11 protein-coding genes and 1 tRNA gene are annotated in these 14836 nt (G+C 60.5%); 3 read left to right on the forward strand and 9 right to left on the reverse strand.

Annotated features, from left to right (window positions below):
* Positions 1–18: 18 nt before the first annotated feature.
* Positions 19–95 (forward strand) — tRNA-Met (locus FHS81_RS13115).
* 509 nt (positions 96–604) lie between these two features.
* On the opposite strand, the gene FHS81_RS13120 is transcribed toward FHS81_RS13115, so the two are convergent.
* The 6 genes from FHS81_RS13120 to FHS81_RS18720 are packed head-to-tail and all read right to left on the reverse strand — an operon-like array spanning position 605 to position 3201.
* Positions 605–991, reverse strand: coding sequence for an LCCL domain-containing protein (locus FHS81_RS13120; protein WP_183753675.1), 387 nt, complete (start codon positions 989–991; stop codon positions 605–607).
* Positions 988–1581: a VWA-like domain-containing protein gene (locus FHS81_RS13125; protein WP_183753677.1), complete on the reverse strand. Its 594-nt coding sequence runs from the start codon at positions 1579–1581 to the stop codon at positions 988–990. The genes FHS81_RS13120 and FHS81_RS13125 overlap by 4 nt, the downstream gene beginning before the upstream one ends.
* Entirely contained in the window at positions 1578–2171 is a 594-nt protein-coding gene (locus tag FHS81_RS13130; RefSeq protein ID WP_183753679.1) for a DUF2201 family putative metallopeptidase, read from the reverse strand. The genes FHS81_RS13125 and FHS81_RS13130 overlap by 4 nt, the downstream gene beginning before the upstream one ends.
* The gene (locus FHS81_RS18710; RefSeq protein ID WP_210281687.1) at positions 2168–2362 is read right to left on the reverse strand and encodes a hypothetical protein; all 195 of its coding nucleotides are present in this window, start codon (positions 2360–2362) and stop codon (positions 2168–2170) included. The genes FHS81_RS13130 and FHS81_RS18710 overlap by 4 nt, the downstream gene beginning before the upstream one ends.
* Before the next feature lie 3 nt (positions 2363–2365).
* Positions 2366–2758 (reverse strand): hypothetical protein, encoded by a 393-nt coding sequence (locus FHS81_RS18715; protein ID WP_210281688.1) that lies wholly within the window; start codon positions 2756–2758, stop codon positions 2366–2368.
* Positions 2755–3201: an AAA family ATPase gene (locus tag FHS81_RS18720; protein WP_210281689.1), complete on the reverse strand. Its 447-nt coding sequence runs from the start codon at positions 3199–3201 to the stop codon at positions 2755–2757. Before FHS81_RS18720 ends, FHS81_RS18715 begins: the two co-directional genes overlap by 4 nt.
* A 709-nt stretch (positions 3202–3910) precedes the next feature.
* Between FHS81_RS18720 and FHS81_RS13140 the strand changes: the two genes are divergently transcribed.
* Positions 3911–7207 carry a DEAD/DEAH box helicase gene (locus FHS81_RS13140; RefSeq protein WP_183753682.1) on the forward strand — a complete coding sequence of 1099 codons (3297 nt, stop codon included), beginning with the start codon at positions 3911–3913 and terminating at the stop codon, positions 7205–7207.
* Positions 7208–7575: 368 nt separating this feature from the next.
* On the opposite strand, the gene FHS81_RS13145 is transcribed toward FHS81_RS13140, so the two are convergent.
* The 3 genes from FHS81_RS13145 to FHS81_RS13155 form a co-directional block, all read right to left on the reverse strand.
* Complete coding sequence (locus tag FHS81_RS13145) at positions 7576–8385, reverse strand: hypothetical protein (protein ID WP_183753684.1); 810 nt, start codon at positions 8383–8385, stop codon at positions 7576–7578.
* 115 nt (positions 8386–8500) lie between these two features.
* Positions 8501–9898 carry a phospholipase D-like domain-containing protein gene (locus tag FHS81_RS13150; protein WP_183753686.1) on the reverse strand — a complete coding sequence of 466 codons (1398 nt, stop codon included), beginning with the start codon at positions 9896–9898 and terminating at the stop codon, positions 8501–8503.
* Entirely contained in the window at positions 9895–13359 is a 3465-nt protein-coding gene (locus tag FHS81_RS13155) for an AAA domain-containing protein (RefSeq protein ID WP_210281690.1), read from the reverse strand. The genes FHS81_RS13150 and FHS81_RS13155 overlap by 4 nt, the downstream gene beginning before the upstream one ends.
* A 214-nt stretch (positions 13360–13573) precedes the next feature.
* Between FHS81_RS13155 and FHS81_RS13160 the strand changes: the two genes are divergently transcribed.
* Entirely contained in the window at positions 13574–14833 is a 1260-nt protein-coding gene (locus FHS81_RS13160) for a hypothetical protein (protein ID WP_183753690.1), read from the forward strand.
* The last annotated feature ends 3 nt before the right edge of the window (positions 14834–14836 follow it).

Consider the following 14836-nt stretch of genomic DNA (forward strand, 5'->3'; position numbering starts at 1 on the left):
AACCACCCAACATAATAACGCGGGGTGGAGCAGCCCGGTAGCTCGTCAGGCTCATAACCTGAAGGCCGCAGGTTCAAATCCTGCCCCCGCAACCAGTTCGAACCAAAGGCCCCAGCAAACTCAATGAGTTGCTGAGGTCTTGTTTTTTATGACTCATTGCGATCCAGCAAAATCAATCACTTAGCATCGCAGGTTCAAATCAGGTGGCTTGCCCCCCTGCAACCATTATGCGGTGAGGAAAGCCGCTACCGCCAAGTCGGGCCGATCTTATCCGAAAGCTCGAGGCGTTAGCCAAAAAGCCGACGGCCTCGTTTCCGGCCACTCCAATCGGATGGAAGGAACCACGACGTTTCGGAGCAGCCGTAGTGCTAATCGGAGTGCGATGCCGGACGTCTAGTAGGGATTTTCCTGCGGCCCGCTGGCAGAGAGCTGTTTCCGCTCCGCGCCGGCAGCGGACATTGGGCTTGCGCACTATCGCCTTGCAGTTCGTAGGCCTGCGGGGTACTGCATTATCTGCAATTGCGCACCGGCATCGCCACGGCGGGGCGGCCTGGACGATCTATCGGGAGTATCATCGCAGCTGCATGATGGCGCGGGAAGGCGCTCAGATCGCCGACAACGTCCAGGCGTATTGGTACTTCCCGTATTCGGTGCTGGTGACGCCGTTGCGCGTCGTGGCCGGGAAGCTTTCCGGCGGCGTCACTACAGTGACCCTGAGGACCTTCGTCTCGCCCGGCTTCAGGAGCCCGGCATGGACCGCCGCGGCGCCGATGATCGAATCGCTGCTATAGATGTCGGTGCCCCAGAGTTGGCCTTCGGTGACGCCGGTGACGCGGAAGTAGTAGGTCGCGCCGACGCTCTCGCAGAGACCGTGCATGTTGGCCGGTGCGTCGGAGGCGACGCAATTCTGCTCGAGCAGCTTCCTGAGCTGCCGGCGCGAGAGCTTCCCGCGCTGGTCGAAATAGGCGACGAGCTCCTGCACGACCTTCATGACGAGGCTCCCGTTTCGAGCGTGACGACGCGGCCATAAGGCGGCTGGAACGAGGGCGAGGCTTTCGGCAGCGCCCACAGCACCGCATAGGGCGGCGGCTCCTGCGGATAGTCGATCTCGCCGTCGGTGATATCACCGCCGCGGTGATGCGCGCATCCTCGGCAAGCGCGGCCATAGCCGCTGATCCCGTATCCGGCGAGCGCCGAGGGCGAGAGCGTCTCGCCGGAGGTCACCGTGGTGTCGCACTGGATCACCCGGATCTCGTCGACCCCGGCCATGTCGCAGAAATCGGCGATGGCACCAAGCGCCCGCGGCACCTCGTCGCTCATCGAGGCGCTTGTGTCGAGGATCACGCTGAGCCGCCAGGAATGGCGCTTGCGCCCGGGCATCACGACCTCGCCATGGCCGGCGCCGCGGCGCGAGGCGCGCTGGTAGGTCCGCTCGCCGGGCGCCGCGCCTTCGAGCCAGGCTTGCAGCGCGATCTGCCAGGGCGTGCGCGAGAGGCCGCGATCGGGCCGGACATGGCGCTGCTGCGAGCCGCTGCCGGTGCCCTGCCCCCTGAGCGCGCCCATCGCCTTGGCGAGGATCATGCCCTTCGCCGCAAGGTCCCGGATCGCGCGCTCGCGCGCGGCGTCGAGTGCATCGCCCGTGCTGCCGGCGGGCGCCTGCCGCGCCGCGCCCAGCACCTGCTCGACCGTGACGGGCCCTCCCAGACCTGGGTTCGGGTCTGCATGGAGGTGCCGTTGCGGCGCATCTCGAGGACGATCTCCTCGGCCGATTTCAGCCGGGCGCCTTGCATGTCGAGCCCGCCGGCCGGGATTGCGGTCAGTCCCAGTGCATGGCGCAGCATGTCGTTGATGATGTAGTCATGGGCGTAGTTGAATTCGAGCGTCGCGCTGCTGCGCGCCCGGTCATGGGTGCGCAGCGCCAGATGCAGCAGCTCGTGGGCGAGGACGAAGACGAGGTCCTCGGTCGAGAGCCGGGCGCTGAAGGCCGGATTGGCCGGCAGCCGGCCGGAGGCGAAGACACCCATGGTCGACACGCGCTCGTCGATCTCGAGCCGGACCGCGGCGGCGAGTCCGCTAAGATGCGGGAACGGGGCCGTGACGAGCCTCAGTCCGTTCAGGATCCGCGCCCGGATCTCCCTGTGATCGGAGCGGGTTCCGGGCGCCGTGCTCATGCAGCCGCGACCTTGCGCAGGAGCGCCAGCATCGCCGGCTCGGCCCCGAGCGCGCCCCAGATCCCGACCATGTCGGTGAGGACGAGAAGCTGGTGCTCATGCGAGAGCGCGCGCAGGAAACGGTTGACGGCCTGCGGCTTCAGGCCCGCCGCCTTGCCGTCGCGGACATGCTGGCGGATGCAGTCGAGCACGAACTAGCGGGCGGAATCGCCCTTGGGCAGCAGTTCGGGCCGCCGCAGATAGTCGTCGAGCGGGTGCAGGGCGCCGATCGCATCCTCGGCCAGCGCGCAGAACACGACCACATCCTCGGGCGAGAGCCGGCCGAAGGCGAGCGCCCGGCGGTTCTCGTTGGTAAGCAGGCCCGAGCGCTGGGCGAGATCGAGCGCGCGCGAAAGCAACGCCCGGGCGCGCGGCGTCGAGAACGGTACCGGATCGGCCGGGACCGGCCGCATCAGCGCATCGGGAATGGTCGAGACGAAGCTGCGGATCTCAGGCCGGATCCCTGCGCGCTCAGCCCAGGCGAGCCATTCGCCGGCATCGACCCGCAATTGCAGGATGGTGACGCGGTTGACCAGCGCCGAGCTCATCGCCCGGATAGCGCCCGGTCCTGGAGCCGGTTGCCGGCGGCGACGACCCAAGTGCCCTTCGGCAGGGCATGCTCGCCGAGGCGCCGCTCCAGCAGCAGCGAATAGAACGCCTTCTGCACGTCGGGCGCGCAGGCCGGCAATTCGTCGAGGAAGAGGCAGAAGGGCTCCGGCCTCTCCGGCAGGAGCACGCGCGGCGGGCAGAAGACCGAGCGCTCGCCGACGATGCGCGGAATGCCGCTGACATCCTCAGGCGCGATCTGGGTGCCGAGCAGCGAGCGGCAGGGCAGCCCGGCCTCGCGCGCCGCCTCGTAGACCAGCTCGGACTTGCCGAGGCCGGGCGGAGAGAGCAGCAGGAAGCTCTGCTCATGCGCCATGCACCGGATGAGCTGCTTGGCCTGCCGCAGCGTGACGATCTCGTCGAACGCCGAACCAACCCCTTCCATCGACCTCTCTCCCCGAGATGCAACAGCGCATGCCGTCGCGGGATCGATGTAAGATCGACGGGGAAAACCGCGCCAGACCCGGCGGGAATCATTATTTTTTCGTCATGAGCCGCCTGTTCCGGCGCGGTTCAGAAACGAGCTGCCAGAAGACAGGAAGTTGCAGGGCGTAGGCTCTCGTCTTCGCAGAAAATTGCGTCGGCGACAGGTGGCGTCAGACGAAAGTCTATGGCCAGATCAGCGCGATCAGCCTGATGAAGAAGACCAGCACGAAGGCGACGACCACCGTGGCCACGATCCTGTGCTCTCAATTTAATCGCGGAACTTGGTGTTCGGGACATGACGGGAGGGGCGCTATCGCTCGATCCAAGCCCAACAATCGCTGACACTCGGTCGAGGGGCCGGATTAATGGCCGAGCTGCCCGAAGCCGCACGTTCAGATCTACAGAACTCCACCTCCGCGCAGCGCCAGAGCCGGACTTTAAGGCCCTACCGCAAAGCGGACTTTCAGAGCCCAACGGTCTGACGCGCCGCTGCGCGACGGCATGATTAGACGCTCGCGAAATCGGCCCGAAACGACGCCACGGAGAGCCGGCAGCAGAGCCTTCTCCATCTCTCGTATAGGTCGATGCATAGACCCTAGGCGTCTAGATTTTCGCAGTCATAACAATGAGCGGCACACGAAATAGCTGCCAGACCGCCTGGGGGATTAATGAGCTTGTTCGAGGACTGGAAGGGGAGGCTCACGCTGCCGCCCCTACATGGACTTCGGGTAAAGATCGGCCGCAATGCCGTCCGGCAGCTCGTGTTCCGCGGGGCCACAACTCGCGCTCGCATCTTCCTTAACGACACGCCGGGTCACGATCTAATCAAGACAGAACTTAAACCGCCTTACGGCCAGCTTCATATCCGCCGCAAAGGCGCTAAGCGCCGCATGATGGATCTGCCGGCGCTAACGGCCAATCTAGCACGTGATGAAGCCCTTCCCGAGACACTGACCTTGCAATGGGATGTGGTCGAACCGCTCACCCAGCGCGTCGACACGCCGGAGAAGCTTCTGGCTACTTGGGAGAACCAATTCAGTTTTCGCTTAGAAGGTCAGAGTGACGAGCCAGGGCTACGTCTTCCGCAGATCGGCGCCCTCCATGCCATCGCAGCGCACTTCGCGGTGGGTGACAAGTACGAGCCAGCGACGGTCGTCCTGCCAACGGGCACCGGCAAGACCGAAACCATGCTTGCCGCCCAAGTCTACCTGCGTCCCGCACGCACACTCGTGCTGGTGTCGGGCGTGCCCCTTCGTGATCAGATCGAGGAGAAGTTCGCAACCCTCGGCTACCTGCCCGCGGCGCAGGCGATTCCAGGCGAATTATCGGGACCGAGAGTGGCGCTCATCTCGGGCGGCATCCGCAGCGTCGACGAGGCCGAAGAGCTTCTGAAAAATGCGAACATCATCATCGCGCTGCCGAATTCACTGGAGGCGTCCGACGCCGACGCCGTTGCGGAGCTCACCTCCGGATGCTCGCATCTCTTCGTCGATGAGGCGCACCACATCACCGCTCGGACCTGGCGTTCGGTCCGCGATCGATTCAGCGGCGGGAAAGTCATCCAGTTCACTGCGACGCCGTTCCGCCGGTACGACCAGCGCGTAGATGGCAAGATCATCTTCAACTACAAACTCGGGGACGCCCAGCGCGCCGGCTATTACATGAAGATCAACCTCAGGACGGTCGAGGAGTATGGCGACCAGGAGGCGCGCGACGAGGTCGTCGCGCGCGCGGCTGTCGAGGCCCTGCGTCGGGACGTCAATGAGCGGAAGCTCGACCACATCTTGATGGCGCGCACCGAAACGCAGGCGCGCGCCGACGCTCTCGCCGAGATTTACGAACGGCTCGGCCCCGAATTCGTGCCGGTGACGGTTTATTCCGACCGGCCGGACAGCCAGAACCGCGCGGCGTTGGCGGCGCTCCGCGACCGCAAGAGTACGGGCTCGCGCATCGTCATTTGCGTCAACATGCTCGGGGAAGGTTTCGACTTCGCGCAGCTTAAGCTCGCGGCGCTACATGATACGCACAAGTCTCTCGCCATCACGCTCCAATTCATCGGCCGCTTCACGCGCAAAGGCCCTGAGGACGTAGGTGAAGCGACCGTGGTCACGAATATCGCTGACCCTGAGGCCGAGAAGAAGCTCGCCACGCTATACGCCGAGGGCGCGGATTGGGGCCTACTGATCCGCCGTCTTAGCGAGGAGCGCATTGACGACGAGCTCCGGCTGCAGAACGTCATCGAACAACTAAAGCAGAACGGCACGCTCGCTGCGGAGCTCTCGCTCTGGAATCTCCGCCCGGCTATCTCGACCCAGTTCTATAGGACGAAGTGCAAAAACTGGACGCCGCTCGAATACGCCGGCGTCCTGCCGGCCGGTGCCGAGACTTGGTATGCTCTCGACGACAAGGACAAACTCCTGGTGGCGGTTGTCGCACAGACCGAAGAGGTCAATTGGGGCGATTACCAGAACGTCGTGAACACCCTCTACGACTTCGTCATCGTCCGTTGGGACGAGGCTGAAGACGTGCTGTCCATCTACGCCGGCGACTACGACCGGATGCGCACCGAGCGAATGGCGAAGGCGGTCGCTGGCGATGGCGTCGAGCTTTTCAGCGGCGACGCCATCTTCAACATTCTGAACGGCGTGGAGCTGCCGCTCGTGAAGAATCTCGGTTCACGCCGCGTTGGCGCGATCAGCTTCACGACCTACTTCGGGACGAACGTCACCGAAGGCCTGGGGCACATCGACAAGTCCGAAGCCGAGCTCAACAATATTGCCTGTGTCGGGTACGACGATGGCGACCGCGTCCTTTGGGGCGGTGCCAAACGTCGGGGCAAGGTGTGGCAGCAGCGCAAGTCGGGTTCGGTCGCTGATTGGGTGGCCTGGACGAAGTCGACTTGGGACAAGGTCACGTCCGACGACGACGTGAAGAACATCATCAAAGGCTTCCTTAAGCCTATCAAGCTGACGGCTCCCCACGCGTCCCATGCTATTTCTGCCGAATGGGGCGAGCAGGCACAGCAGAACCAAAGCGAAAGGCAATCCATCTTCTTCGGCGGGACCGAGAAGCTGCTTTACGAGGTCGATGTCGGCATCGACTCGATCGAGGCTGGCGGCACGATCAACATCAGCTTCGGAGCCGAGGATGCGCAGACAATCTATCAGCTCAAAATTTCGGAGAGCCTTCCCGGTGGGTACGCCTATGAGCGCAAATCCGGTCCTGCCGTTATGTTCAAGCGCGTGACCAGAGAAGCTGAACCGCTGGAAGTCTACCTCCAGCGCGATCCGGTCGTTATCCGCTACGCGGACGGCACGCACTCGTACAATTGCTATCACATCCCGACGAACCTTGAGGCGGGTGCCTATCCCAAGGACCAGTTGGAGGCCTGGGACTTCAAGGGCGTGCCGCTCAACAAGGAGTTGATTGGCAAGGCCGGTGACACGGCGACCATCCAGTACCGCGCCTTCCAGCATGTGCGTGACGAGTACGACCTGGTTTTCAACGATGACGGTATGGCTGAGGCCGGCGACCTCGTGTGCCTGAAGGACGTCGATGAGAACACCATCAAGTTAACGCTGGTCCACTGCAAAGGTGCCATCGGCGGCCGCATCTCCGCCCTCATTGATAACTTCTACTTCCTCTGCGGCCAGGCTCAGAAGTGCATCACTAAAAAGCACCGGGGAATCGAACGCCTCGTCAGGGATCTCAAGCGGCGCGAGGCGCAATGGACGGTGACAGAGCACACCCGTTTCCTCAAGGGCTGGCAGCGCGAACTCTCGTATTTCAAGGAGAAGGCTCGCAAATCGCGCGTCGAGTTCGAGGTCATCCTCGTGCAGCCAGGCGCCCACGCCGATACCGTGACTGTTCCCATTCTCCAGCTGCCGGCGACGACGGAACTCTTCTTGAAGAAGACCACGGACGCCAAATTCCGGGTCGTCCTAAATGCGGCTAGGGCCGAGTAATGGGGCGACAGGCCCCTGGTTCCAGTAGCCGCCATTGAGCTCCTGCCCGAGAGCGAACGTCCAATCAGGGCTTCATGATGGCTGCGCAGTCAGCTAAATTCCGAGCGCAGTTCCCGGGCTCGGCGCCGCCGCACCCGTGCGGATCAACCCGCTTAGCAGTGCCTCATGTTGTCGAAATGGCTGGCTCTCCGACCATCTTGCGTGCATCGAATTTCATCGTCCCCCAACGACCTCGGCTATCTGCCCTTCGCCCGATCCGGCGGACAACTGCTCCCACACTTCGTCAGCCGGCCCCGCGATTTGCATCTATGACCTAGCTTTGACCCCCTGTCACCGAGCCCTGAACCCCATCCGTTGAACGTTGCTGATCACGCATGCCTAGGCTCTTTCTGGACCTTGAAGCGCAGAGGCGTGAGGCGCGCCGCGTTTACATTGCGGCAAGAATGTTCAAGATGGACATCAAGAAAATCAAGCAATTCTTCAGCGATCTCTACGACTCGTGCTTGGGCGGGAACCGAGCGGTGATGATAAGCTTCGTTTCGAGCTAATCGAACTCGTTTGAATAGTTCTCCGAATTCTGTTTTAGTTAGGCGACCATGTGGCCGGTACATATGCCCGGAGTGAAAGGAGTCGATCATGTCGCCCCAGTGCTGCTCAATTAAACTGCCTACAGTTGCCATGGTTCCTGAAGAAATTACATCGTAGCCAGTATTCGGCGAAGGAGCACCTGCATCGCGAACGCTGCATAAAACGCGGCTAACGGTGCGCAGGGTGCTTCTCGCGACCGGTTGACCGTTAAGGGTCCGCAACAGCAGAGGATCAGACGAATTGCGAACCGCTCGATCGATAGGCCGCCACCAATCATCAGCACCGTAGATCGCTGCTAGGCGGCCGGCGACGAATGCTCGAAAGCTCGATTCAAAGACAAAGAATATGGGAAATAATCTCGAAATTTCTGCAAGCTTTCGTGCGTAAACTGCAAAAACTACCGATCTGAGATCAAGGCCTGTCTGGCCGCGAATTCCGGACCCTCTGATTTCCCGAAGAGAATCATAAATTAACTCTAAGCTCGATCTCGACAGATCCGCCTCAAATAGTTCGATCTGCGCCCTCGTCGGTTGAACGCCAAGCCCGTAGGCAAACAAGGCAGTTAGGTTTTGCCGATCGGGTATCGTCAATTTGCGTCTCCATGTTGGAGGTTGACAGAAAACTCGGCCAGCCCCAAAATTCCGGCACCTCGTCGGTGATGCCCCTTTCTGGGGCTGTGCTGCGCAGAGCAGACGCCGATGGGGTTCACTGCTTAGAGCGCGTGCGTACTGACCGTGAGGGCTTTGGAGGCTTCAGCACGAACCGCGCCACCATCGATTTGAACTCGTTTTCGACAAATGTCGGATCCGTGATTTTGACGCCGCGCTCTCGGCGCAGCGGGCGGTTCGGATCCCCCCTGAACGAAAGCCAGTTGAAGCTGGTAAGAACTGCAAAGTCCATGTCCTTAATGAGCACCTTCTCGTGGGTGTCGCCAATCCGCAAGAGTTGAAAATTCGGGTACCTGGTCGCGAGTTCTGCAAGACTTGGGGGGACTGTCTTTACGCTCTTGCTGTCATCGTCAAAACCATAGCCCAGATAGAAGGTCACTGGGACCTTCAGCATCGCCTCAATTGCGTTAAGCATTGGCGCATCGATAACCTGGGTCGTGATCCAAGGGCAGATGATTATCAGTGTTTCGCGAGCCGTTGCTATTGCTTCGCGCAAAAGGGGAGCGTGATCGAGCGGGCCGAGTACCGTCAAGGTGTCGGCCGGCGGTTCGGACAAGATCGTGCCAGGCAGCGAAAGACGGCGGCGGCCTGATTGAGGCTGCTCGGGCGTCGAGCGTCGTTCCAATTTGGCGACTCGTCTTGCGAACGAATTGGCGCCGAGGAGTTCGCTCTTCGAGAGCTCCGCGAGCAACCGAGTTTTCTTCGGTCCTTCTGCCAGTGCGAAAGCTTGGGTGTGCTCGTCCAGCAGCTTGGTTTGGTCTGCAAACAGCAGCTCGATCTCGTCGCCGCCCTTTGATCGGTAGACCAAAGCCGTGGCCGGCAAATGAAGGCGAAGCCGCCGATCAATCGACTTGATTGATAATAAGTCGCGACGAGGCTCGCTCGTGCGTTCGCTTCTAAACAGACGCGCCGCTGCGGTCACATCGATGTCTTCAACCTCGATGCGCATTGCCGGAAGCGCAGGAATTTCCTTCAAGCCCAAATCTGCAGCTCGCCGACCCGCAAGAAGCTGCGTCGTGGGAGGGGCGATCGGCTTACGCGTCAGCCCATCGAAATAGATGGGCAGCGTTTGCTGCTCAGGGAGAATCTGCTCAAGAGACTCAACGGTCCGCTTGCCTCGACGGGTCAGAGCAAAGCATAGCTCGTCACTTTGAGGCCGCGGTAAAAGAGTTAACTCCTCAGCGGCATGGAGCGAACGCAATACCTCCTCGACCATGCGGGCCGGAATGCCGAGGCAAGCCGAAATCTGGCTTGGAGTGTCAAGCTCCAAGCGCACGCAACGCAGCACGAACTCGTAGATTGGCGGGAGCGGCGTGTGCAGCAACAGAGATGCCACGATATAGACTTTATAGACAGGCAGCCCCACCTCGGCGAAATCAAGCAGATCAAAGCCCGGCCTGTCCGCGTGATACCGAGCAGTTTCTTCTGGAGTCATTCTCGAATCTCGACCGTAGTACAATCTGGATTATTATTAATTCGATTAATTACTTTTCTGAACGGATTATCCCCCTTAATTTCTCTACAGAACTTCTGATCGCCAACGATCAACAGCCCATCGCGCCCGCGAGAAAGCGCTACATTCAGGCGCGGAAATTCTGACAGGAATCCTAAATTGCCGTCAGGATTTGATCGAGTGACGGAGTAGACTGCCAGGTCAGCTTGCCGTCCCTGGAACGCATCGACAGTGTTGAGAATAATCTCGATATGAGACCATTTTGGCGAGCGAGGATTAAGGGTGCGCTCCAAGAGGCTCCTTTGACCCGCATAGCCTGTTAACACCGCCACTTTCAGACGCGGTTTGTCCGCTCGTTTCTTATCCCGACTGACCCTGCGGTTTATTTCCTTTAAGCGGTCCCGAATGATCTCGCACTCAAGGCGGTTTGAGACTGCATCGTCGCTTTCATCTTCCGAGCGTCGCGGGTGGCGCGATGTGTCGAGCCAAGTGACGGGCCGCGGCAGATTGGGCTCGAAATTGTACCCTCTATCGCTTCGCGCGCATTCTAACGCCTGATCTTCGTAGAAGCAGCTTTCGATGAGGTCGTTGATCGGCTGGATCATGCGGTGCTGAATGCTCAGATTCCACACGCATGCTTGCGGGAGACGGCGTTCCATGTAGGTGAACAGAGATTCTGCAACCTCCTCGCGTCGGAGATCATAGCGATCCAATAGTTCCCTGGACCTCAGAGCCTCGTCCTGGAACGGGGGCAACTGCTTGCTATCGCCGACGAGTAGCCAGCGCTTGGCGCGGGCTAACGGCACAAGGACTTCGGTTGGCGTTGCCTTCGAAGCTTCGTCAACGATGCAGAGGTCGTAATCGCTGGCCGCACGCGGACCAGCGATGCCGACGCAGGTCCCCGCTACGACGTCCGCCATTGAAAGAAACGGCCCTTCGAAGTGGTCCTGCCTACCAAAACGCGCCGTCCAGTCAGCACCTAGTGCAATCAGGTCCTTGAGTCGACGCGCCTCCTCCGAGTCCCCAAGGTAGTCGGCTATGAAGCCCTCTAGCTCCCTGCCTTCCATAAGCGCGAGCTCTTCGCACTCGCCGCCTAAAGCGGTCAATTGGCTCTTTATACTGTTCTGCTCGTCGCGAGCACTTCTACGGGCTTCCTGAAGGCGCGAGAGATCGAGTCTCCTTTGGTTAGCGCTGCCGGCGATGTCGAGATCAACGAGCGCATCAGCTACGTCTGCTTCAGGCTGCCCATCGCGCTTGAGGCTTGCTTCTAGCGCCGCCACGTCGATCGAAATTTTTCTCAGTAGCAACTGGGACGCGTGAAGCTGCTCCAGCGAGACCCCGATGACAACGTTGCGGTGATCGATACCCAGGCTGTGGGCCTGCGCGCGGGCGAACTCGTCGACCCGTGCTTTCACTTCCGAGGTCCATACTTCGAGTCGGCGCCCGAGCCGAAACTCCCCGACGGACGCTGCAATCCGCTCGTCACTGGTTCCAAGCCGCACGACCTCCAAAGAACGCGGAGCGACAGACCGCAGTTCGGCGAGGCGCTCGATGGCGTTATCGACGGCCACGTTAGTCTGGGAGGTCATGAGGATACGCGCGTCCGGTTTGCGCGCGATCGTCTGGAGAATGAGTTCGGCGATAAAGGTTGTTTTCCCCGTTCCCGGGGGGCCGCGCAGCAGCATCACTTCGGACGTTCCGAGCGCTGCCTGTACGGCCGCTCTTTTGTCCCCATCCAGCAGCTTATCGGGGTCGGCTCTATCGTGAAAGAAAAACGGGACCTCAACAGGTTCCGGGACAGTAGCTGAGCCGGGATCGATCAAAATGTCAGCCAAACGTACAGGGTTCACGGCTCTTTGTTGAAACGCATCGAGCGCCCGCTGCTGCCTTCGCAGCGACTCGCTTGTTGCGCCAACGCTGAACACGATCTCGCCGACGCGCCGCAGCCGTTCCGTGTCGCCAGCGCTGACGAGGAATGTCGCTCGGCGATCATCGATGGTTTCGAGGTGTCCCGTCAGCAACGAGCCGTCGTCAAGCCGAACCTGCCGCGGTTCCTCCAGCACATTTGGCGGAACTGGCCCGACATGGTGAAAAATGACGCGCCGTCCACTCCCATCGACGGCGTAGTCATTATACCGGATAGGCCGCTCCCGGGCCGCTTCAACATCCTGTTTGGCCTGCAAAATGCGAGTCCACGCGTCGAACAGTCGCCTGCCGGCATCCGCTCCAGCGTTGTCCTCAAGTTCTGCAATGTGGTTTCGGATCAGCAACTGGAGATCGGCAATTCCCTGCCGATCCGCCCGCTGCCCTAGCGAAGCGAAACGAAAAGATATTGGCAACACCAGCGCCGTCTCACGTTGCCGCTCCATCAAGCCATGGGGAAGTTGACGCGCGCCAAGGAGCACGAGGCGATCTTGGCCCCTCGCCTCCACCTTCGCATGATAGCTATTGCTCAGTCCAAGCAGCAGAAGGTTGGTCGAAGGATCGATCGACCCGGTCTGACTGTCCAAGCTCGGCATGAGCTTGAGCCCGCAAATGGTGCTCAGATCTTCAAGAACAGCCTCTTCAACCGCCGACCGTTCGGCGAGACCGAATGTGCGCGCAATCGAATCGAATTTGGTGGCCGCTAGCTCCAACTGGCAGGTTAGGAGAGCTTTTGCTGGCTTGCGGGCCGACCGGCGAGGAGTGAGCATGCGGAGCAATTCTTCCGCTGTCGCCGGTCTCTCATCGGGGTCGTCTGCCAAAGCGGCCAGAATTGCTTGACGAATCTCTGGCTCGAACATGTCTGAGGTGGATGCAAAAGCACCGACTTCCTCGTAGGTCGTAAGCGGCATCGGTGAAGCACACCACAAGAACGTGGTCGCCAATGCAAAGACGTCTCGGGTGAAGCTCCCCGAACCGTCGTCTACTTCTTTCGGAGTAAAGGGCGGACTGACAAACTGGCGAACAGTTTGCTCGGAGCGCAGGAACCGTCGTAGCTTAGAGATGCCGAAATCAGCAATTTTTGGAACGCCCGCTCCATCGAAAAGGATGTTGCGTGGAGCGATATCTCGATGAACAATATTCTTAGCGTGAGCTGCCGCCGTTGCCTCCGACAGCGGACGCCCGATCTCATCCCAATAGTCCGGCCAATAGAACGAGTTCGTCTTCGATTTCCAGGCCACCAGATCCGAAGCCATCCACTCCAAAACGATGTATTTCTCAGAGGCGGCCGTGACGCCGGACCCGAGCATCCGCACAATGTTGGGGTGCAGCAACTCGCCCAACGCCAGCGTTTCACGTCGAAACGCCTCGTCAATAAAGGTCGATGGCTGAACGGACGTATCCAGCAGCTTAATCGCAACCTTACTGCCGTCTCGCACGTCAACCGCTGGAAAAACCAGCGCTGTGCTCCCCTTGGCCGGCGGCTGTTGAAGGACGACGTAGCCGTCGACGGCAGGCATCAAGTCAGGCCTCTCATACTCGTGCTTCAACCGCCAGTAGCGGGCGCTTGAATTGTCGCAAAACAACCCGCGATTTGTACCCTGAGAACGTGATTCGCTTCAACGAAGAACCTCAACGCCTGGTTGAAAATTGCCGATGCGACCCATGCCTAGGAGCTTGGCGGGCATCAGCCACGGCCTCTGCGTAAACTGGTCATATCTGGCAGTAGAGGCTATGGCTGGACAAAGCCGGATCGGCACCAGCCTTGGGGCCTCGTGGATGATCATCAGGGAGTATGCAGCCTGCACCGAGTGCGAATCGCCGCATATGCTGCGCATCGGCATCGGACATGAGCCCGTCGAAGCTCACCAGTTTTCCTGCACGGGCTGCGGCCTTGAGATGGGCATCCGCCTTGAGACGGGCGTTGGCATGACCTTCGGGCCAAACGCCAAGAAAATCGAGTCGGACGACTCTGCCGCAGTCGTGAACCTCCATCCGTCATTCGTCTTCGCGAAGGAAGAGCTCGGAAGCGCTGACGCCTTTCCGAGCATAGATTTCGGGAGGGACATGATCCGGGCCCTCAAAGATGCGCGGGAAAAGGCCGGACTCCCTCACGATCTGCCCAAGCTCGCGGCCGACCAAATGCGCCCCGCGCCCATCACCGAGGAATGGGAGCATCTTCGCGCGGCATGGTCGTTAAGTCGAAACGAAAAGTACGATCTTGCCGGCAAGCGCCTCGCCGGATTCATCCCCAACGCTGGCTATCTCGAACCACCTGAGACGCTGGAGGATTGGGTATTCCAATTCGCCGGAATTCTGACACAGCCGCATTTTGAGCAACTCTTCGAGCGGCTCTTCCAGCCGCTGAAAATCGCCAAGGGCAAAGACGACTTCGGGCGCTTCGTTGCGCACTACGGAAAACTGATGAGCGCCGCGCACGCTCGGCGCTACTTCGAGGCATGCAAGGCCTATCTGAACGCGTTTACGGAATTCTCGCGGGTTCACCACCTCGTGACGACGAACATCCAAATCGGCGAAAACCACGCTGCAGCGTCGACCAACTTCGACGCGACCCGCATGATTTATGGCAACCTCTTCGAGGCCTTCGGCGACAACGTTGAAGTACTGGTGGCACTCAACAACCTGATCGAGGACCGGCCGTTCGATCAGCTTCGCAACATCACCTTGGCCGCGTACCAACACAGCGACAAAGCCGGGCGCTGCAAGGCGATTGCCGAAAACGCGGATATGGCGGCCGTCTGCATCGAGTTCGATAACCAGATGCGGAACGCCTCGCACCATGGGGGCATGGCTTTCGACCGAGCGACGGGCACCATCGAATATCGTTCCGGCAAAGGCGGCCAGGGCGACGTCCGGACGATGAGCTACGCGGTCTATCTCGCGCGCTCATCGCAGCTTTTCATTCAGCTCATGCTTCTGTTCCGACTGGAGATCCTGTTGGCGCGCGAATTTGGGGCTCGGCTGCCTCTCTGAGAG

The sequence above is a fragment of the Pseudochelatococcus contaminans genome (assembly GCF_014195635.1).
GTDB lineage: Bacteria > Pseudomonadota > Alphaproteobacteria > Rhizobiales > Beijerinckiaceae > Pseudochelatococcus > Pseudochelatococcus contaminans.